This is a genomic window from Mucilaginibacter ximonensis (genome assembly GCF_042686265.1).
In the GTDB taxonomy this organism is placed as follows: domain Bacteria; phylum Bacteroidota; class Bacteroidia; order Sphingobacteriales; family Sphingobacteriaceae; genus Mucilaginibacter; species Mucilaginibacter ximonensis.
Window position 1 is genome coordinate 521,857 of record NZ_JBHUPD010000003.1, and the last position, 18,636, is coordinate 540,492.

General features: G+C 46.5%; 31 protein-coding genes. 8 read left to right on the plus strand and 23 right to left on the minus strand.

All coding sequences use genetic code 11. The annotated features are described in order from the left end of the window. Positions 1 to 9: 9 nt before the first annotated feature. From ACFS5N_RS16255 to ACFS5N_RS16290, 8 genes are all read right to left on the minus strand, one after another. A complete protein-coding gene (locus ACFS5N_RS16255; protein WP_377187928.1) occupies positions 10 to 477 on the minus strand; it encodes a hypothetical protein in 468 nt (155 codons plus the stop codon). Continuing rightward, positions 477 to 1,247 (minus strand): PKD domain-containing protein, encoded by a 771-nt coding sequence (locus ACFS5N_RS16260; RefSeq protein ID WP_377187931.1) that lies wholly within the window; start codon positions 1,245 to 1,247, stop codon positions 477 to 479. Before ACFS5N_RS16260 ends, ACFS5N_RS16255 begins: the two co-directional genes overlap by 1 nt. Before the next feature lie 58 nt (positions 1,248 to 1,305). Then, on the minus strand, positions 1,306 to 1,806 hold the full coding sequence (locus ACFS5N_RS16265; protein ID WP_377187934.1) for a hypothetical protein: 501 nt from the start codon (positions 1,804 to 1,806) through the stop codon (positions 1,306 to 1,308). Between the two features lie 39 nt (positions 1,807 to 1,845). Next, positions 1,846 to 2,301: a hypothetical protein gene (locus ACFS5N_RS16270; protein WP_377187937.1), complete on the minus strand. Its 456-nt coding sequence runs from the start codon at positions 2,299 to 2,301 to the stop codon at positions 1,846 to 1,848. Position 2,302: 1 nt separating this feature from the next. After that, entirely contained in the window at positions 2,303 to 2,863 is a 561-nt protein-coding gene (locus ACFS5N_RS16275; protein WP_377187939.1) for a hypothetical protein, read from the minus strand. Then, positions 2,860 to 3,093: a hypothetical protein gene (locus tag ACFS5N_RS16280; protein WP_377187942.1), complete on the minus strand. Its 234-nt coding sequence runs from the start codon at positions 3,091 to 3,093 to the stop codon at positions 2,860 to 2,862. Before ACFS5N_RS16280 ends, ACFS5N_RS16275 begins: the two co-directional genes overlap by 4 nt. An 85-nt stretch (positions 3,094 to 3,178) precedes the next feature. Continuing rightward, positions 3,179 to 4,120: a hypothetical protein gene (locus tag ACFS5N_RS16285; protein ID WP_377187945.1), complete on the minus strand. Its 942-nt coding sequence runs from the start codon at positions 4,118 to 4,120 to the stop codon at positions 3,179 to 3,181. Positions 4,121 to 4,182: 62 nt separating this feature from the next. After that, positions 4,183 to 5,163 carry a hypothetical protein gene (locus ACFS5N_RS16290; RefSeq protein WP_377187948.1) on the minus strand — a complete coding sequence of 327 codons (981 nt, stop codon included), beginning with the start codon at positions 5,161 to 5,163 and terminating at the stop codon, positions 4,183 to 4,185. 128 nt (positions 5,164 to 5,291) lie between these two features. Here ACFS5N_RS16290 and ACFS5N_RS16295 point away from each other — a divergent pair, with 128 nt between their 5' ends. From ACFS5N_RS16295 to ACFS5N_RS16330, 8 genes are all read left to right on the plus strand, one after another. Beyond that, the gene (locus ACFS5N_RS16295; RefSeq protein WP_377187951.1) at positions 5,292 to 5,720 is read left to right on the plus strand and encodes a hypothetical protein; all 429 of its coding nucleotides are present in this window, start codon (positions 5,292 to 5,294) and stop codon (positions 5,718 to 5,720) included. Beyond that, positions 5,720 to 5,959, plus strand: a complete 240-nt coding sequence (locus ACFS5N_RS16300; RefSeq protein WP_377187953.1) for a hypothetical protein — start codon at positions 5,720 to 5,722, stop codon at positions 5,957 to 5,959. The genes ACFS5N_RS16295 and ACFS5N_RS16300 overlap by 1 nt, the downstream gene beginning before the upstream one ends. After that, positions 5,959 to 7,560, plus strand: coding sequence for a hypothetical protein (locus ACFS5N_RS16305; protein ID WP_377187956.1), 1,602 nt, complete (start codon positions 5,959 to 5,961; stop codon positions 7,558 to 7,560). The genes ACFS5N_RS16300 and ACFS5N_RS16305 overlap by 1 nt, the downstream gene beginning before the upstream one ends. Next, positions 7,520 to 8,017: a hypothetical protein gene (locus ACFS5N_RS16310; protein WP_377187959.1), complete on the plus strand. Its 498-nt coding sequence runs from the start codon at positions 7,520 to 7,522 to the stop codon at positions 8,015 to 8,017. Before ACFS5N_RS16305 ends, ACFS5N_RS16310 begins: the two co-directional genes overlap by 41 nt. A 16-nt stretch (positions 8,018 to 8,033) precedes the next feature. Continuing rightward, positions 8,034 to 9,308: a phage portal protein family protein gene (locus ACFS5N_RS16315; protein ID WP_377187962.1), complete on the plus strand. Its 1,275-nt coding sequence runs from the start codon at positions 8,034 to 8,036 to the stop codon at positions 9,306 to 9,308. Positions 9,309 to 9,385: 77 nt separating this feature from the next. After that, positions 9,386 to 10,669 carry a phage minor head protein gene (locus tag ACFS5N_RS16320; protein WP_377187965.1) on the plus strand — a complete coding sequence of 428 codons (1,284 nt, stop codon included), beginning with the start codon at positions 9,386 to 9,388 and terminating at the stop codon, positions 10,667 to 10,669. 77 nt (positions 10,670 to 10,746) lie between these two features. Then, positions 10,747 to 11,295: a phage virion morphogenesis protein gene (locus ACFS5N_RS16325; RefSeq protein ID WP_377187967.1), complete on the plus strand. Its 549-nt coding sequence runs from the start codon at positions 10,747 to 10,749 to the stop codon at positions 11,293 to 11,295. Then, on the plus strand, positions 11,292 to 11,723 hold the full coding sequence (locus ACFS5N_RS16330; protein ID WP_377187970.1) for a hypothetical protein: 432 nt from the start codon (positions 11,292 to 11,294) through the stop codon (positions 11,721 to 11,723). Before ACFS5N_RS16325 ends, ACFS5N_RS16330 begins: the two co-directional genes overlap by 4 nt. Here ACFS5N_RS16330 and ACFS5N_RS16335 read toward each other — a convergent pair. The 15 genes from ACFS5N_RS16335 to ACFS5N_RS16405 all read right to left on the minus strand — a co-directional run bounded on the left by ACFS5N_RS16335 (position 11,720) and on the right by ACFS5N_RS16405 (position 18,592). Then, on the minus strand, positions 11,720 to 11,944 hold the full coding sequence (locus ACFS5N_RS16335) for a hypothetical protein (protein ID WP_377187973.1): 225 nt from the start codon (positions 11,942 to 11,944) through the stop codon (positions 11,720 to 11,722). The two genes, ACFS5N_RS16330 and ACFS5N_RS16335, sit on opposite strands and share 4 nt — an antisense overlap. A 183-nt stretch (positions 11,945 to 12,127) precedes the next feature. Then, positions 12,128 to 12,358: a hypothetical protein gene (locus ACFS5N_RS16340; RefSeq protein ID WP_377187976.1), complete on the minus strand. Its 231-nt coding sequence runs from the start codon at positions 12,356 to 12,358 to the stop codon at positions 12,128 to 12,130. Positions 12,359 to 12,394: 36 nt separating this feature from the next. Beyond that, the gene (locus tag ACFS5N_RS16345; RefSeq protein ID WP_377187979.1) at positions 12,395 to 12,634 is read right to left on the minus strand and encodes a hypothetical protein; all 240 of its coding nucleotides are present in this window, start codon (positions 12,632 to 12,634) and stop codon (positions 12,395 to 12,397) included. Continuing rightward, positions 12,618 to 13,301 (minus strand): hypothetical protein, encoded by a 684-nt coding sequence (locus ACFS5N_RS16350; RefSeq protein WP_377187982.1) that lies wholly within the window; start codon positions 13,299 to 13,301, stop codon positions 12,618 to 12,620. Before ACFS5N_RS16350 ends, ACFS5N_RS16345 begins: the two co-directional genes overlap by 17 nt. Positions 13,302 to 13,547: 246 nt before the next feature. After that, positions 13,548 to 13,958, minus strand: a complete 411-nt coding sequence (locus ACFS5N_RS16355; RefSeq protein ID WP_377187985.1) for a hypothetical protein — start codon at positions 13,956 to 13,958, stop codon at positions 13,548 to 13,550. Positions 13,959 to 13,993: 35 nt separating this feature from the next. Continuing rightward, positions 13,994 to 14,326, minus strand: coding sequence for a hypothetical protein (locus tag ACFS5N_RS16360; protein ID WP_377187988.1), 333 nt, complete (start codon positions 14,324 to 14,326; stop codon positions 13,994 to 13,996). Positions 14,327 to 14,334: 8 nt separating this feature from the next. Then, complete coding sequence (locus ACFS5N_RS16365; protein ID WP_377187991.1) at positions 14,335 to 14,595, minus strand: hypothetical protein; 261 nt, start codon at positions 14,593 to 14,595, stop codon at positions 14,335 to 14,337. After that, a complete protein-coding gene (locus ACFS5N_RS16370; RefSeq protein ID WP_377187994.1) occupies positions 14,592 to 14,972 on the minus strand; it encodes a hypothetical protein in 381 nt (126 codons plus the stop codon). The genes ACFS5N_RS16365 and ACFS5N_RS16370 overlap by 4 nt, the downstream gene beginning before the upstream one ends. Then, positions 14,969 to 15,343, minus strand: a complete 375-nt coding sequence (locus ACFS5N_RS16375) for a hypothetical protein (RefSeq protein WP_377187997.1) — start codon at positions 15,341 to 15,343, stop codon at positions 14,969 to 14,971. The genes ACFS5N_RS16370 and ACFS5N_RS16375 overlap by 4 nt, the downstream gene beginning before the upstream one ends. Beyond that, entirely contained in the window at positions 15,340 to 15,903 is a 564-nt protein-coding gene (locus tag ACFS5N_RS16380; RefSeq protein WP_377188000.1) for a hypothetical protein, read from the minus strand. The genes ACFS5N_RS16375 and ACFS5N_RS16380 overlap by 4 nt, the downstream gene beginning before the upstream one ends. A 5-nt stretch (positions 15,904 to 15,908) precedes the next feature. Next, positions 15,909 to 16,298, minus strand: a complete 390-nt coding sequence (locus tag ACFS5N_RS16385) for a hypothetical protein (protein ID WP_377188002.1) — start codon at positions 16,296 to 16,298, stop codon at positions 15,909 to 15,911. A gap of 3 nt (positions 16,299 to 16,301) precedes the next feature. Further along, complete coding sequence (locus ACFS5N_RS16390; protein ID WP_377188004.1) at positions 16,302 to 16,646, minus strand: DUF4406 domain-containing protein; 345 nt, start codon at positions 16,644 to 16,646, stop codon at positions 16,302 to 16,304. An 11-nt stretch (positions 16,647 to 16,657) separates the two neighbouring features. Then, positions 16,658 to 18,166, minus strand: coding sequence for a DNA cytosine methyltransferase (locus ACFS5N_RS16395; protein ID WP_377188007.1), 1,509 nt, complete (start codon positions 18,164 to 18,166; stop codon positions 16,658 to 16,660). Between the two features lie 60 nt (positions 18,167 to 18,226). Further along, the gene (locus tag ACFS5N_RS16400) at positions 18,227 to 18,361 is read right to left on the minus strand and encodes a hypothetical protein (RefSeq protein WP_377188010.1); all 135 of its coding nucleotides are present in this window, start codon (positions 18,359 to 18,361) and stop codon (positions 18,227 to 18,229) included. Between the two features lie 6 nt (positions 18,362 to 18,367). Continuing rightward, positions 18,368 to 18,592, minus strand: coding sequence for a hypothetical protein (locus tag ACFS5N_RS16405; RefSeq protein WP_377188013.1), 225 nt, complete (start codon positions 18,590 to 18,592; stop codon positions 18,368 to 18,370). Positions 18,593 to 18,636: the final 44 nt, after the last annotated feature.

Sequence of the window (18,636 nt, forward strand, 5' to 3'; positions counted from 1 at the left end):
CGAAGCATTTTAACTCCCTTTCGCTGTCTGACCCAGATTCGGCCTCGTCATCTTCATCCCGATCACCGATCTGGTAGTATTCAAAAAAGCCTTATCGAGCCTCAAAGCCTCGATCACCTCACCGACCGTCAGCAGGTGCAGCGGCTGTAAATGCTCCCTGAGCCACCAGGCTAAAGGCTTCCGAACTAGCCAGCCGATCGCGCTTCCATTGCTTATACAAATAGCAATCGCCAGCGATAAGGGCTTCGTGAACCTGCGGCGGGCTTCGTGAATATTGACCGACTGGTCGTCGATCAGCGCCGTCATGCCGCTGGCCTCGACCAGCTCGTCAACCCTGTATAGCGTTCCCAGCGTAGGCGGGGGGATCAGGATGCTGATTTCCTTTTTACCGAAGGCACGTAACAGTGAAGGTGCCCTTGCAGGCACCTTCATTCCATGTTCTAACAATGCCCGCGCGGCTAATTGTTCCTGTGTCATTATGCCAATGCTACAGTTACTGAAACAAGAGCCGAGCTGGTAAAGCCGTTTTCGTCGGTTACGGTTACCTTCAGTTTATACAGGCCGTCAATGGTCAAACCGGTTACCGTAGTGCCTAAAGCGGCAGGCGTACCGAACGCAACAACAGCTCCCGCAGGTTTTGTGTCGACAGTCCAGGCAATGGTGCTGATATCGCCTCGATAAGCAGTCGCAACAGCCAATAGGTTAGCGTGATCTACCGTGATGTTTTGCGCATTACCGGCGTTTAAAACCGGCGGCAGGTATTTGGAGATCATTACCGGTTTAACACCGGCACCGGCAGGCATTAAAGGCGTACCAAAAACGTCGGTCAGGCCCGCCGCATCTTTTTGCAGTTTACCGTTTAGCACCGCGTTTATGCCCATACGGGGAAACTCCATTAACACATCTGTTTGTGTTAATACCGCGTAGCTCTCTTCGATGACAGGCACAGTATCAGGCTCCTGCCAAACGCCGTTTACTACTTCGCCGCCTTTTACGATCTGTAACACTTCGGGCGTCCAGTCAGGCAAGCTGAATGCAAGTTTCTTTGCGCCTTTGGTAAAGAACTGGAAGATCGGATCGTCCTGCTCTTCAACCATTACGTTAAATGCGCTGGCGGCATCTTCCACGAAGCTTACCGAACCTTTATAGGTTGGGCCGATTTTGCTTAACACGGTGCCCATCGTTCCGTCGTTGGGAATCGGGCCGCGCTTTACCCATTTTACGCCTATAGGGATTAAATTTGACATATTTAATAGGGGTTTAAATTTTAATTAATGGTTATTTAAATAAGCTCGGTCGGCTTTTTTATACCTGCTGATCTGAGCCGCTTTGGTCAGCCGGTTTTTCTTCGTCAGCTGGTTTTTCTTCGTCGGCTGGCTTTTCGTCGTCGGCTGGCTTTTCAGCAGCTTTGCCTTTAGCCGGAGCTTTGTCTGTCGCTGGCTTGTCAGCAGCTTTGCCTTTAGCCGGAGCTTTGTCTGTCGCTGGCTTGTCAGCAGCTTTGCCTTTAGCCGGAGCTTTGCCTGTCGCTGGCTTGTCAGGAGCATTGTCTTTAGCCGGTGCTTTGGCCGCCGCTGGTTTCTCAGGAGCTTTAGGCGCTGATACCGGCTGCTCTTCTGTTACCGGCTTGCCTTCGCTGGCTTCCGAGCGGGTGATGACTACCGTTGATTTATCCTTCAGCGTATTGGCGTGATTAAGACAAGGATTCTTTTCAAAGAACGCCTGGCCGTCGGTAGTAAAGTGCAGCTCGTCTTTTGAGCTGTACTTGTCGAAAATGCCTTTGGCCTTTTCTAAAAATTTTGCTTTCATTTATGAGTAATTAAAGTTTGACAATAAACCAGATCTGAGCTATTTGATCAGCGCAGTTGTGGAGACCTTCGACGTCTGTGTGCCAAAGCCTTTTAGCACGACCTTGTACCACAGAAAATTATTTGCCGTCAGTTTCCACGTCTTGACCTGTTCGCCTGCTTTATCTGCGACGGCCAGTGTGTCTGTGGCTGTGGTCACCAGATCCCAGCGATTTTTGTTATTGCCGCCGTAAAGCTTAATAGAGGTTCCTGCGCCAATGGTTCCGGTCAACTTCGTTACACCGGTCATAATGGTAATCACGGTCGGCTTACCCATGATCTGCAATAGCTGGGTTGTGGAAACCGGTGTACCGGTAGTCACGTTGGTATCTAAACCGGCTTTGTGAACCGTTTGATCCGACAGCATATTGTATACACCTGGTTTGTCGGCGGTCTGGGCTTTCGCTACCGAAAGCGAGGCAGTTAATGCAACTGCGAAAATTAAAAGGTATTTCATGTTAAAAGTTGATTGGTAACGATTTAATGAGCCATCTTATTAGTATGGCCAGCAAGCCAGCTGCGAGTAACCAACACCACCAGGGGATACGAAGGCCCGTATGTGTAGTTGTTGTAGATTGCACCTGCGCGGTGGAGTCTTTTTTAATCGTCGCGTGGACATTGACCTGTTCCGTTTTGCTGGTGTTGGTTACTGTCACCGGTTTAGCTATCGCACTGTAATCGGTCTTGAGGCCGGTGAGCTGGTTGTTTTTATATACTGGCTTGAATGTGCCGCTGAGGCTTATGCCGGTACTGTGTAAGCTAAAATTGATCAGCGAGTCGTCAGACGCACTGGTGGTATCTTTTAATGCACTAACTGGTATAAAGCCCACGCCGACAAGCGTATCGCCATATGTTTTGGTACTTACCAGATAGCTGCCTGCTTTGGCTGAGTCTACAGCAACTATTGTATGAACAGCCGTATCGGTTTTAACGCTTTTTTTAACGCTGCCGCAACCGCACAGAAACAGTGCAAGTATGGCCAGCAGGAAAAGCAGGTAATCGGTTAAAATCTTTCTCATTGTTTAGCCCTTTCCTTTTTTAAGTCGTCAATCTCCTGACGCTGGATTTTTAATTCGTTTTCAACATTGCCTAACCGAACCTCTGTAACCCTGTTATTGACCACCAGATCGCTTTTAAGCGCCATGTAACTGCCGCATACTCCGGCTGTTATTAATACTGCTCCTGACAATGTAGCCCAGATCAGCTTTAGCGTTATTCCTTTTATTTCTTTGTGTTCTATTGCTGTCATGGCTTCAAAAAACCGCCCGGGCCAATGGCAGGCCCGAGGCGGTCGGCGGTCAGGGTTGGTGGTTATCAGGGTTAGGGGTTATCGATTAAGCGGCGCTCGCAGATGCAATCACACCAATGTATTTGTTGCGTTTAGGCACACAGATAAAGTAGTGGCGATAAGCTAAGCGGTTAGTTTGGTTCTCCGGATCCAAAGCAGACGGTTTAAAGTACTGTTTGGTCATACCGGTCTTTTTAGCAATGTTCGGCACGTAGAACGCTACTGAACCTTGATATTGACCGTCTGCCGGTACAGATCCGTAAGCCTGCTTGGTAGTACCGTCATAGATTGGGTTATTGATATACTGGTATATCTCAAAGCCTGCAATCATAGGCGCTACGTCACCTGTTTTATAATTGGCCAGCAAGTCGCCAAAGCGTTTTCTGTCCAGTAACAGGTCGTTCCAGTGGTCGCTGCAAAGGATGATCCGGCGACCGTCAGCAGGCACCTGCATGTCGTCGAATTTCTTTTTAAGCGCTACCAGATCCGCATATACCAGGATCAATCTGCCGTTATCGGTGATCGGCGCTGCCTGATCCTCGTCACGCATACCGGTAGTGGTGATCACCGGCGTGTTTACGGTGTTTGCTGCGGCACCCAAAGCCCATACCGCTTTGCCATACTTCTTTTTAAGAATGGCGCGGGTAGTCAGGCCGGTAGCGGCATCAATTTGCACGTAAGACGCGCCCATTGTCTGGTCGTCGGTCAGCGTTACCACTTTGGTCTGGTATTTATCCAGCTGAATAGTGACTTTGTCGTCATCATATTGCTGAAGGGCCAGCGGGTAAGCATTGTTATTGATCAAAACATCCGGTTCAAAATCCGTGGTCGGAATATGAATGATGTTTTGCTCGCTGGCCGAGCCTGAACCTACCTCAATAATGGTAGTGTCAAGTTCTGGTATACCAGCTAAAAACGGGGCCTGGTCTTCGGTGGTCAGGTTGATTTCAACCCTGCTTTCCCACATTTCAGGAAAATTTTGTGGCATGTTCTTTAGTTTAAGTTAATAGGGGTAATTTTTAATTCTCTCTCTCTGCTTTCCGGCGGTGCTTATCTTTTGAACAGGCTTTTATACTCTTCCGGGTTTGCTTCCTTCCAGGCCAGTTTTGCTTCGTTTGACAGCTTTTCGAAATCGTCGATAGATTTCACGGCGGTGGCGGTGGCGGCGGTGCCTGAGCTATTGCTCATGCCAGCGGTCAGGCTAACTTTGCCGGGCAGTTTATTGATCTGCTTAGTAGCAAGCGACAGGTTAGCTAAAGCAAGCTCAACCCATTCGGCCTTATCACCGGCAACGATCTTTTCGGCAGCGATAGCGGCGTCGACTAATGCCTCAGCCTGCAACTTGATTTGTTTGTCATGCTCGGTTTTCAGATCGTTGTACTTTTGATCTTTGCTATCCAATTCAGCTTTCAGCTTCATGATGGCATTACTGATACCAGGAGCGGTATCGCAGTTTGTTAAACCGAAAGCCAGCAGGAATGCGGCCGCGTCGGTTGTTAAAGTGATTTTTCCTTCCATTGTAGGGGTATTTGAGTTTTTAAAGTCTGCTTTTAGTTGAGCCAGCGAAAGCTTGATCTGATCTTCAGTAATGATTTCGCCGGTACGTTTATCGAGTAGCTGAACCAATGAACCTGGGCCGCTCGGCACGGCGCAAACGGTGCCTTCAACCATTTCAGAGCGTATCAGATCCCAATTGCCGTCCGGTTGGCGCTCGAAAGGATCTTCGCTCCAGTCTATGGCGAGACCAGGCGATGCGCCTTTGACAAAACCTCTGTCGACTTGTCCCTCCAGCGTTTGCGCTGCCGGTAGGTCTACATCAAAGTTTCCGTCCATAACTAACTTAGATCCTTCTGTACGCCTGTTTTTCCAGTTTCCTCTTACATAGGCTGTCTCGTTTCGATGATCTTCGAGCATTACCGGATTGTCGTCGAACCTTTGAAAGTTGATACCAGAGTTTCTCACACGGAAACCATAAGAGTTGATCACATTTTCATCGTTCAATACAAAGGGGTAAAGCTTCTTTTCGGACATCGTTTTTAATCGTTGATGGCTCAAAGATGCAAGCATCTTTAAGCGGCATCAATTAAGCGCGCAAGGCTTGCACAACTATTTAAAATCGGGGGTATTTCAGGCCACTTTTGCTGAGCAAAAGAAATCCAATGGCTAACAAAAAAGAGAAAACAAGGCTAAAAGCAGAGGAGTGGTACATCGAGCACACCGACTGTACACAGGCTCAAATTGCCGAATTATTCCACGTCGCGCCTAACACCGTCGGCGATTGGGTGCGAAAGCATAATTGGGATGATAAGCGATTAGAGTATCACTCCTCGCCGGTGCGTATTAAGCAGATCCTGCAAGATGAGTTTATCTGGGTATCACAGGGCAATAAGGCCCGTATTGATACAGATGCGCTTTCGAAGATTAACGCCTCGTTGGAGCGCGTCGATCGCAAAGCGGATCCTTATGTATACGCGCGTATGCTTAAAGAGCTGGATAACTTCATTAGCCAGATCAACCCAAAATTCGCAGCTGACTGCACACCATTCCACAAGCTTTTTTTACAACACCGTATAGATCTGGAGGCATAATGAGAACAACTGTCAAATACAAGAAACGTGCTGCTGACTACGATCAGTACTTAAAACAGCTTAAAGAACAAACTCACACGACGACTATCGAAACGCGTGAGGACAAATACATTAGAATTGCCAAAGTGCGGCAAGATTTCGGGGCATTTGTTAAGTTCTATTTTCCTGATTACAAATCGTTACCAGACGAGGCGCTGTCATTTCACAGAGGCTTAGTTGAAAATCTTATCGGGTCGTAATGGTTGTTAAGTCAGCGAAATATCAAAAGCTCATTGCCGATTATGACAAGCATTGCCTGCGCATTGCCAAGGCCACCTCTGTAAACATACATGAGACAGAGGCAGAAAAGCAAAAGCGCATTAAATGGCTTGAAGAAGATTACGTGCGCTGGTTTGAATACTACTTTCCAAACTTCGCTAAAAAGAAGTGCGCATGGTTTCACGTCAAGCTTGCTAAGTACATCATAGAAAATAAGCGCATCAGGCTGTTGGCGGAGATGTTCAGATCTGCCGGTAAATCCGTGCATATCTGTATGGGTATACCGTTATTTCTGTACCTGGCTAAAAAAGAGTTAAAGTTCATGCTGCTGATCGGCAAGACCGAAAAGAAAGCCATGTTACTACTTTCTGGCCTCCAAAGTCAGCTCCAGTACAATAACCGGCTTAAGAACGACTACGGCGACCGCTACCAGCAGGGCAGCTGGGCCGAGGGCGACTTCACAACCAATGACGGCGCTAAATTCTTATCGCTTGGCTTTGGTCAGGATTGCCGGGGCGTAAGAGAAAACGCTGACCGTCCCGATTATATCGCCTGCGACGATGTGGACGGCAAAAAGCACCTGAATAATGACCGTATTATGAGCGAGTCGCTGGAATACATCACAGAGGACGTTTGGGGCTGTTTTGATGCGGACGACGATAGCATCGAACGGTTTGTATACGCCAATAACAACTTTCATAAGGACTGTATTACTAACCGGCTTAAAGGCTTTTACAATGTGGTTATCAATAAGCGAAAAGCCAGGCTAAAAGAGCGTAAAACGTCCCGACCGCGCGACAGCTTTAAGTCTACCGAGTTTAAGATCTTAAAGGTTAATGCCGTTAAGAACATTGTAGACTTTACACCTGAGTGGCCTGAGAAAACCTCAGCAGCCTACTGGCGTGAAAAGTTTGAGGAGATGTCCTTCCGTTCGTTCATGCGCGAGTACATGAATACGCACGTAAGCGAAGGCAAGATCTTCAAACACGAGTATATCCAGTTCAAAAAAATGCGGCCGCTCGGCGAATACGATGCGCTGGTTATGTACGGTGACTTAAGTTACAAGGACAAAGGGGATTTTAAGTCCCTGGTTCTGGTCGGCAAGATCGGGCATGAGTTCCACATCATTTATGTTTTCCTCCGGCAAAAGAGCCGCGCCAAGGCTGCCAAATGGCTGTACGATCTGTACGAGGAGCATAACCTTGAGAAATATAATATCAAGTACAAGATCGAGGGGCTTTTCGCGCAGGATGAGTTTGTAAATGACTTTGACGACGAGGGCGACCGGCGCGGCTATCGCATACCCGTAAGGGCTGACAAGCGCGGTAAAGAAGGCAAGTACGACCGTATCGAAAGCATGGACGGCGACTTTGAGCGCCTTTGGTTTTTCTTCAACATCGATTTCGAGACTGATCCGGATATGGTTGAGCTTGTCGATCAATTTTTAGAGTTTGAAAAAGGCAGCACCAAAAATGACGACGGCCCAGACAGCGTGCACGGCGCAAAGAGCCTGTTAACGAGACGAACCAAAAAATCAACCAGTGGATACGCCAGCGGCGGCCACACAGACAGACGATACTAATATGGCATTTTTAACTAAAGAAGATCTGCGCAGCGCGATAAGAGAGTATCAGCTGGACGCTATTACCGATAACGACGACACGATCGTGCAAATGGCCATCGACGCCGCCATTGAACAGGCTAAAAGCATGCTGACGCCAAACGATATGAAGATTTGGGACGATGGTAGGCCGCATTATGATGTCGACGCAATTTTCACGCAGGAAAATGCCGACCGCAATGCACTTATGCTGGCCAATACCAAGACGGTAGCGCTATGGCACCTGATACAGCTATGCAATACCGGTTTGAATTATGACGACGCGAAAGACCGTTACGACCGCGCTATTAAGTACCTGAAAGATCTTGGAGCCGGTATCGTTAACAGCGGCACTTTGCCGAAGATCACCGCCGATCCGCCGCCAGATCAGCAGCCGTTCTACTCAGGCAGTAGAGCTAAATTTTCACACGATTATTAATTATACCCCTATTAAAATGAGTTTTAAAGAACAATTAAACAGTGTGGTAAACCTGTTTAGGGGCCGGTCAGATGTTAATCTGGCGGCTGCTGACTATAAACCCGGCACCGGTCTGCCCGTTCATCAGGGCCAGTTTTTGCAGCACGACCTTAAAAGTGTATTCCAGACCCGCAAGGATATAAAGGACTGGCGCAGGGCCGAAGCTTTGTATTACAGCCAGGATCCCAAAACATGGATGCTTCAATTATTGCTGAATGACATTTATAAAGACGCGACACTTACCTCGCAAAAAGAGAACCGCACACAGCAGGTATTTGCCCGTGAGGTAAGGATCAAAAAGAAAAACGGCGATATCGACAAAGAGCAAACCGACGCGCTTAAAAAAATGCCATTGTATCGCTTCCTGACCCACAAGGTGCTCGATGCCATTTACTACGAATACAGCGTTGTGGAATTATCAATGGAGCAAACTATCGACGGCGAGCAGTTCCTGGTCGGCAACGATGTGCCGCGCACCAATATCGTACCGATAACCGGCACCTTTTACAAAGATTACATGGACACGGTAAACGGCATTCAGTACCGAGACATGCAGGAGTACGGCGTCTGGATACTGGAGTTCTGGACAAAGGAGATGCCGCTGTTTAACAAAGCGGTGCCGCACGTGCTGTTCAAGCGTTTTGCCGAAAGCTGCTGGAGCGAGCTTTGCGAGATCTTCGGTATTCCGCCGCGTGTATTAAAGACCAACACACAGGATAAAAAGATGATGGATCGGGCACAGCGCATGCTAAAAGATATGGGCGCTGCCTCCTGGTTTATTATTGACGAGGACGAGGAGTTTGAGTTTGCCCAGGGCGCTACAACCAACGGCGATGTTTACCACAACCTGATCAACTTGTGTAATAACGAGATGTCGCTGCTGATAGCCGGTGCTATTATCGGGCAGGACACCAAAAACGGCAACCGCAGCAAAGAGGAGGTTTCAAAGGATCTGGCGGCCCTTCGCGTTGAAAGTGATATTGCAATGGTCGAAGAGGCTTGGAATAACAAGATTATCCCCTGCCTGAAGCGCCACGGCATGCTCACCGGCGACATTACCTTCGAGTTTGTGCCGGTAGTGAACATCAAGGAGCTTTACGAGCGCGTTATCGGTCTTTTGCAGTACTGCGAGATTGACCCCAAATGGATCTCGGATGCTTTAGGCATACCGATTTTAAAGCTGCGCGATAAATTGCAGCCGGCAGATCAGAAACAAGCCGACAAATCTAAACTTAAAGCTTTTTTCGACTAAGCCCTTCAGCTCCGCTCGGTGCGCAGCTGGCGGGGCTGGGGGGCTTAGGCTTCGACAGGTTAAAGACAGCGGTCGACATGCTTTATAAGAGCTGCTGTCCGGCCACCGGCAACCACATTATTACGCTTTCTGCCGAGGGCAAGGATCACGTAGACAAGCTGATCAAAAGCATCTATGACGACAAGGCCATACCTGATATGGACGCTGGCCTGGCGAAAGCCTACGGCGGTAAATTGGGCAATGCGGTTGTCGAGGGTTACGGCGCTGATCTGGCCGGTGTCGACTGGAACTCGCCCGACTATGCGACCATATCAGCCCTGCAAAATAACGTCTGGCAGTTTAGCGCCGCCAAGACCAGGACGCAGTTAATCGACTTTGGCAAAGCGCTGATCGGGCCTGACGGCAAGATCCGCAGCTTTGACGATTTCCAACGCGCCGCGCAGCAGATCACCGACGAGCAGTTACGCTGGTTACGTACCGAGTATGATACGACGGTAGCCGGTGCCCAGATGGCCGCTAAGTGGCAAAGGATACAGGCAGAAAAAGACACTTTCCCGATGCTGGAGTTTGACGCGGTGCTGGATAGCCACAGCTCGACGATCTGTCCGCCGCTGGATAAGGTACGCAAGCCGGTTGATCACCCGTTCTGGTTAAAATGGTATCCGCCCAATCACTTTAACTGCCGTAGTACCGTAAGGCAGCTTACCGAAGGCGAAGAGACGCCGGATGATCAGATCGTATACCCTGAGAAGATATCGCCGATGTTCGCCGGTAATGTGGGTGTGAGCGGGATCATCTTTCCGAAGGATCACCCGTACTATGAAGGTGTCGAGCCGCACATCGTGGATAATGCGACACTGTACATGCCGGAAGAGGAGCAATACCTGATCACCTATGAGCCTGAAAAAGGCGACGGCGGTGTTACAGTAAACCGCAAGACGTTAATCGCTGACAAGCCCGACCTGGAGCAATTGCAGCAGGCAGCCGAGGCGCTGGCCAATGCGGGCAAAAAAGTAGAGATACTGCCGGAGATCCACGCTGCCGAAAGCGCATTGCGTGACGAACTGTTACCTGATGCCAAGCCTAACAAAAATCCGGATATGCGCGTCGACGGCAATTATACCGAGGTGAAAGCGCCAGGAGCGCCGCTGTCAGTCGATAAGCTGGAGAAAGCAATATCCAAAGGCATACGGCAGGCAAATGATCTGGTAATACTGCTGGAAGAGGATTTCGATAAAGACGCCCTGAAGAGCGCGGCAGAGAATCGTTTCAATTTATATCCGGAGCTGGATAACGTCGGCTTTGTCACCATTGACGGCGAGTACGTAGAGTTTAAAAATGACAAGAGGCAAAAGAAATAAATCTTTTGCCTCAAGGTCGACCAGGTACGCAGCCTGGTCATAAGCACAAATATAAAGTTTAATCAATTCAAAACCAAATGTCTAAAGGCAGAGAGCAGGTCAAGATCATTTTCTCCAAGCTTAAAAGCGGGATGGATGCCGCCATGAATGAACTGCCTATGATTATTGGCAATGAGGTTGTTAATTACACATTAGAAGCTTTTGACAAACAAGGCTGGAACGGAAAGCCCTGGGAGGAGCGCAAAAACGATAAGGATCCGGGCAGAGCCATCAATATAAAAACCGGCAGGATGAAACGCGGCAACAGGATCATACGCACTACGGTTAATTCGGTTGTAGTAGGCAATGACGTTCCTTATGCACCCATACACAACAACGGCGGTGTGATCAAGCGCTCCGCGCATTCTGAAACATTTGTGCGGCCACGCTTTAAACGAGGCGATAATCGCGGTAAGTTCAGAAGAATGACGCGAGAAGAACGATCGGCAGCACCAGCGCAGGGCTTCCAGGTGAAAGCCTATGAGATTAACATGCCACAGCGCCAGTTTATAGGTGTCACGCCCGAAGAGATTAAACGGGTTAAGCGTGTGGCCAATCAGCATATTATCAAATTCATAAAAAGATGACAGATATTTTTTTAACCTTCCGCGACCTGTGCGCTGGTGCCGACGGCATTAAAGAGGCCGACAGGGATAACGGCCAGCTTAACCAGGCTAACCCAGCGGTTAACTTTCCATGCGCTTTGATCAAGCTTACATTTAACGGATCTACGCTCACTACCAAAACCCAGCAGTGTAAAGGCAGTTTGCAGGTTACCGTGGCGCACAACCTTATGAAGATGGAAACGACATCACTGGCTCCCGATGAAGCCGCGCAGCGAAGCCTGGCTTTTGTTACCTATGCCAATAACGTTTACAAAAAGCTTCAGGGATATGCTGACGCTATGATCAACTACACGGACAGGATCAGCTATACCGACATGAATGTAAACGGACTGGCTACGGTAGTGATGACGTTCAACTTTGGATTTTTAGATCAGTCTGCCGAGGACTAAACGGGAAACAGTGTAGGCTGTTTGTATTCGGACGGCTTCATACCCTTGTAGTTCATCAGGGTACGATAAGAGATAAAGATATTGTATTCGGCGAGGCGTTTCAGGATGCGGGTATCGGGCACGTCGCTCTCTTTTAACTCGTTATATTTATTCATAACGTAGTTAACCCGCTTTTGCTGATTACTCCTGTTGTATGCCATTGATACAAAGATAAATGGCATGTTTCGATATTTAATTTACGTTTGCTGAAGGCCGTATGCGAAGCTTTGGAAGTTCTGATTCGGCATAAAGTGCGGTACAGATGGCGCATTGATAAAGGTTGTTTTCAGGCACCTTGTAAACAGGGCCGGTGCACTCTTCGCAGCACCGGCCACTATCGGCTATTGTTTGAGGGTGATTTTGCATTAAAAATAAGCTTCGTGTATCAGGTAAAAGCCGTGAACTTCATAAACGTGCGACGGTTTGTGATCTTCATGCCATTTACCAGGAACTGCTTGTGCAGCATTGTTGTAAAGCTCACACAGCCTGTCGGCCTCTTCTTTATCGCTATACATGCGCATCTCTTTTGCGTTATAGGGGGTGAAAATCAACCCATCCTGAACGATCACCCACACCTTTCTGAACTTTTTTGGCATGGGTTAAAGTTATGCTAAATGAATTAGTATATCAATCTATAATTCCGGATCAAGTCTTTCTCCTAGTTCATAATCCTCCCGCGTTATTTCTTGCCAGTTCAATAACACGTATTGCCTTTTCGCTCCTGGCTGAGGCGCGGCATCCGGCCTATCATTCACGCTATCTATATACTCAAAAGGATGATAGTTTAACACTCGCGTAAATTTGTAAGCGCTGCCTGAGTGTACTACCGTACACTCAACACACATCCAGTAATATTTAGTCGTTTTGCTCATAGCTACCCAGTTCGTCAAGTTTCTCTTTTATCGTGTTAAAGGTAGAGTCCAACAATGAGGGGATCGAATTTTCTAATTTGTTGCAATCAAACAGGTAATCCACATAGTTTTTGTTTTTCCAAACGCGAATCGATATTGCATTGTCATTTTCAAAAAAGTCTATCTTATCGTAATTGCCTTCCAGTGATTGCCTGATATATGCCACTATGCCCGACTGGTCAAGTACCGGCTCTTCTTTGCGTGTTACTTCACCTGTAGGCCAAATATAATCGCCATTACAATTAAAACGGCCATGATTAGGGTAATAATCAGATGCTGGGTTATTGATCGATCCAGCCGATTTTTCATTAGTCGTATCCGAGTCCTCGTTTTTCAAAAGATGCTTATAATAAGTATCTGTCATTTTAACAGTATAAACTCCATCTGATTCAGATTCCTTCATTTCTAAAAAATAACCTTCGGGAATTAGGCGTAAATATCTTTCAAGCGGATCAGCAATGTCCTGTACGGCTGCCTGAGCTTTATAGTCGCTTATAAAAGATTCTAACGAGTTCCAATGCTGATTGTCATTAAAAGTGTGGAACCGGTCGCAAATAGTCGTAAACCAGGCAAAGCAGGGGTCGTCGTCTAGGTATATCTGACCTCTCAAATCAATAAATCTAATCATAATGTGAAGTTACTTCTTTATTTGGGTTGTGGGGTTAAATTCATCTTGCTTTATTAAATAAGTAGTCTTTGACCACTTAAAGCACAAAAAATAAATGCTTTGGAAGAATTGAACGTGTTGTTTGTCATAGGCAAAGTATTGCGTAAAATAGCCAAATGCTAAAACGGGCCAAATACTAAGCTTGTACTTTGTTTTGCCGTTCAGGCGGTATCCTGTTTTCATATTACTGTTTGCTTTTAATTGGGATTAATTAAATATCGGTAATTGTATCAGTTGCGCCCGTGAAATATCAAACAAACCTGTTTCTTCATTAAAGAGTTCGCGGTTATATCTTTCCTCATAATCAGAAAAATATAAAAAGTCATCAGAGACGTCCCTTACATAAACTTTACTAAGAAGTTTACCTTTGTCTTTATTAAAAAATGATGGGGTGTGCTTAAATACAAAAACCTCATCTGTTATGTGAGATGTTTTCCAAGGCCAATACCACTTCCCGGGCAGTGAATTATTTTCAATTAGAAGTTCGCCTACTGCCTTTCTGAATTGACCTACGGTTTTAGCTTTTTCAAAATCGCCATCATAGGCATTTGATGTACAACCCAGTAACTCTAATTTTCCGTCAGTGTGTTGAATATAGAAATCTGCTCTTGTTGCCATTACTTTTGATTTATTTGGTTTGATATGACCGTTAATTAATTCTTTGATTGATCCGGTTTATAAAACTCTATAATATTATGCGACGTATCCTTTTTAGCCACAAAGCCCAGGCTTCGCAGATAGGCGAAATACTCGGTAGCTTTAGCCGGTGATAGCGTGTTGTAATAGGGCTGGCTCCAGTGATCCGGATGCGGGCTTTTGGGTTTACCGGCGTTCTTAACCTCGACCAGCAGCTCGTTATAAAAGTTAACCAGGTTGTGAATGCTGTATTTGCCTTTAAACAGGTTGTTATTGCAGGTAAAGTAAACCGTCAGGATCTGCTCGTCAAGTTTCACCAGTTTGATTTTGCCGGAATCCTTCAGTGTCACTTTATACTTTAGGCCGACATGCTGCTCATAAACCGGCAGAATAGGGCTATCTTTTGATTTGCGGCTGGCTCCTGGGTAACTACCAGGCCGATACCGGCCAGCAGTGTCAGGTTGCTTTCAAACTGCGGTATGGCACCCATCAGCGTATCAAACTGAACGCTGTTTAATTCGCTTTTAAAATCAATTTTAATCACATTTAAAAGGCCCTTATCATATTGCAGCTCGACGCATCCCGTCATCTTCTCGCTTGTTAGTGTGTAGGTATTCATTTGTTTAAGTTGGTTAAGAAGTCGCCCAATACTTTATCCTCGTAAATGGTGCAGATCACGCCCAGTTCGGCGACGTTGTGCAGCATGAGCGGCTTTTTATATTTCTGCTTTCGGCACCAGCCGTCGAGGATCTGCGCAAGCTCTTTATTAGTTTTGCCTGCATACATCTGCTTAGTGATCATGAACATTTTGCGGCGGATCTCATTACCTGGCGGAATCTTATTAAACTGCTGCATCCACACCATGAGGCGCCTGAACTCGTCGTCATTCAGTGCGGTCAGGCTATTGGTGCGCTGATCGGTAAACTGCAAAACGACCTCCTCCTTTGTGAAGCCGTTTTTGTTGCAGATAGCGTAAAATTCTTTGTAGGATCTCATTCGCCTTCCTCATTGTTGTGCCACCGTATAAAATCTATCACCGCCCTGATTGTCGCATCAAACTTAGTATCGGACTGATGTTCTGTTATAGGCACCTCGCCATCTTTGTGTATAAGGCAGTAGTTTGAATCGATTTGAACACCGTATACCACATTCAAGCCGTCAGGTTTTATGCTTTCTATCTTTTCAACTACTGGCATTAACCAATCCCAGTGTGAGTGGTAATAAGTATCATAAATTGAGCGGCTATAAATCCAATCTCCTTGAGCATTTTGGTAATACATACCAACATCGCCACCAGGCGTATCCTCGACTTTATAGCCTAAAAATTTTGCTATAAGCTCGGCGTGTTCTATTTCTGCTATTGTCATATTATATCTATTAAATTTTTTGATTTCTGTTGATCAGACGGCTTGTCGAACGCCATCGTGATTTGTGGGTGCTTTTTGCGGTGTGCCATAATTTCTCTGGCCACCAGCTTAATGGTCTGGTACATGGTGTGGTTAAAGTCTGTGTTGAAGTAGCTTTCGTAAGGCGTATTGCATATTACCTCATTTTCGAGATAGGTTTCAAGATCTGCCTGGTGGCAGTTGATAGGTAACTCTTGTTTAGCCGCCTGCTTTTTAAGCGTAATGTAAAACCTCGCCTGAAAGAATAGCACATTCTCTTCAGGTGTCAACCCGACACCGGCGTCGCGCTTATCCATCAGTCTTTCCTGGGCTTGTATAAAATAATGCTCCTTTTTGGTCTCAGCGGTTACAGGCGTCATGTTGTCAATGGTGAAAGCTGAGAGCATTGTTTTAATGTTCTCAGCAATCGAACTGATACCCTCTTCAACATACTCACCTTCTCGGAAAACCTGATCTATTCCGTCGAGCAGTGACTTTATCTCTACGAAAAGGTTTGCAATATGCTTGCTATCAACTTTCATGGCGATCAATACCAAAATTTTGTCCAGTGAAGTAATACGCCTTTATAGGTTCTGTCGGGATGTTCCATTAAAACGGGTATCCACCAGCTTTCAAAGTCTTTCCAGTCTTTAAAACCGTCGCTAACCGCGAAGTTGTCTTTTTCGGGATAGCCGTAAATGAGCGTTTCGTTTACAGACACTTCTAACTTTCCGTTGTAATAAGTCATAAATAAATCCTGAACAGATACGCATTCATGCTCTGTAAATTGGTGATACTCTTTTGAGAAACGACCACCTGTATACATGTGCATGGTCATTCCGGCTTTCCAGCGACCGCCTTTATCTTCTCTTATCGTGTGTATTTTGCTGCCTGTCAAAATCGGATTGACAAACTGCTGTTTAAATCCTATTACCATTTTTCACTCCATTACCACGTTTAACCCGAACCTTTGAGCTATCTCAAACTCTATTCTCGCGCCCTCGCTGTCCATCCAGTCCGGCAGCAAGTAAATGGTATCGGCCATGCAGAGCAGAGGCAGTGCAAAGCGCATCGCCATTTGCCAGTCTTCGTCTGCTTTTATAAAGTCGCAGGGATTTAACACTGTCCAGCCGTCAGCCTCAAGCTTCGCCTGGGCGGCTTTGAATTTTAAATAACACTCTGTTGGTTCCAGCCCCGTTACCTTTCCGGCTACGTAGGCGACATGCTTTTTACTTTTTGTAATGGCCGTAGCCAGTTTAATTAGGAATTGAATTTTGTTATCCATTTTCTGTTGATTTATGCCGCTGCTAGGCCGTTTTTAAATTCTTTGATTGCTTTGATATTGTGTTTGAGTTTCTTCTCTGTCCAGTATGGCGGAACGGCATTGCCGATCAAGCCGACAGCGGCTTTGTGTGACAGCTTTAGCTCCGGATGACTGAAGTAATCGCGCGGGAAGGTGCTGCAACCAGCTAATTCGTCAGGGCGTAGAAACCTTACCTTTATATCGAAGTCGTCAAGTATGGTTACCAGCTGATGCTTGTTAATTTCAAGTATTGCCGAAATTGGCTCGTCAAGGCTTTGGGTATTGTATTCCGGATTGCCTGAGCTGTTAAAGTACTTGGCTATAAATTGCGCTTTCTCCAATCTAACTAGCTGGTGTGTATCCCTGCACGGTATTGTATAAATTGGCTCGTCAAGCGTGTTCGACTGGATACCACCGCCATAATATTGAGTGATGAACGTTGTGTCTATCGTTGCAAACTGCTTTGTTTGTCGGGTTAAAATTGGCTTGATAGGTTCCAGCAAACTGTGATAATTGTCTGAATGACAATGATCCATTATGAATTGTAGTTTTTCAACTGTCACCAGTTGATGCCGGTTGCTGCCGTCTATAACTGCGATAGGCTTGTCTAAACTTTGCGAGCGCTCCGGATTTTCACCCGCATGATACTTACAAAGAAATTGGTTTATACCAGCCAGCGCCGCGAACGTTTCAGGACATTGTTTTTTAATACCGCCTATTATCCGGCGTATGCTGTTGGCACAAAGCGGCTGTTGCTGGATCTTTTTAAGAGACTTATTGTATTTGCGTCCAAATATGCTGACACCGTGATCGTCAGTGTCAATGTGCGGCCTGCATGCCAACCATTTTAATTTACCATCTTCGCCGGTCTCTGAGTGAGTGTACTCCGGAAACGATATATTCATGCCTGGGCGATAGAAGTAACAGAAATACCTTACTCGGCGTGTAGGCAGGCCGTCATCAGCGGCGTTTCTAATCGATTCGATATAATCATAACCTAAGTCCATGATTGCTTTTTTCCAGCGTTCAAACTCTTCACCCTGGCGGGCCTTAATAGGTTGGTTGTGTTCGTCGAGCGGTGCCCATTTTTTAAACTCCGGAACATTCTCAATGCTTATCAGCATAGGGTTCAGATGTTTAAGGTATCGGTAAAACTCCCAGCCCATTGTATAAGAGCCGATCTCCTTTTCTTTTCCTGCGTTTGCGCCGGTGTGCTGGTCGCATTCTAGCGACGCCTGCACTATATCAACCGGCTCCATTTCAAGCTCGTCCTGCACGTATACGTCTGCCCAATAAGCCTTAACGCCTTTGTTATGAAAAGCACTGGTCTTTATAGCAGTTGCATCATGGTTTAGTATCCAGCGCAGTTCTATGTCTTTTACTTTTTTGGCACCGTGACTGATGCCGCCACCACCGGCAAAAAACACGCCGAGCGTAATTTTATCGCTGGCCGGTTTGGGCTGATCTAAGTTTAAATTGTATTGATTGTGGTTTATCCGCATAGTTTTAGTTGGTAACCCGCGCACGTTCACACATGCGCGGGGGTTAATTAGGGGTTGGGGTTATTTCTCGTTTTCGCAGGCCTCGCAAACGCAAAAGCAGCATATTAGCTCGCCGCATTTGTCGCAGGTCTCCATTTCGTCAAGTTCGTCCCTGTTACCGCAATTGCTGCATGTACCTATTTCTGTGTCTTTCATGGCATGTTAATTAAAGTGGACGCTCAAACCTGTTCCTGACCTTTTTACATTCAATGAAAGCATGTGCTTTGTTGAAATAGTTGCCAAATCCATTACATCACTGGCGTTAAGCGACTGCTTTGTAAATGCCAGGTTGATACCATTAGCGCCTGTTGAGTTTTTAACTTTTGCATCAGGGAAATAGCCTTGTACTTCCTTTTCGATTGCGGCTAAATTTTCTGCTGTAATCATGTTGTTTTGTTTTTTAATTGTGGCAATATTACCATCGAACCCGC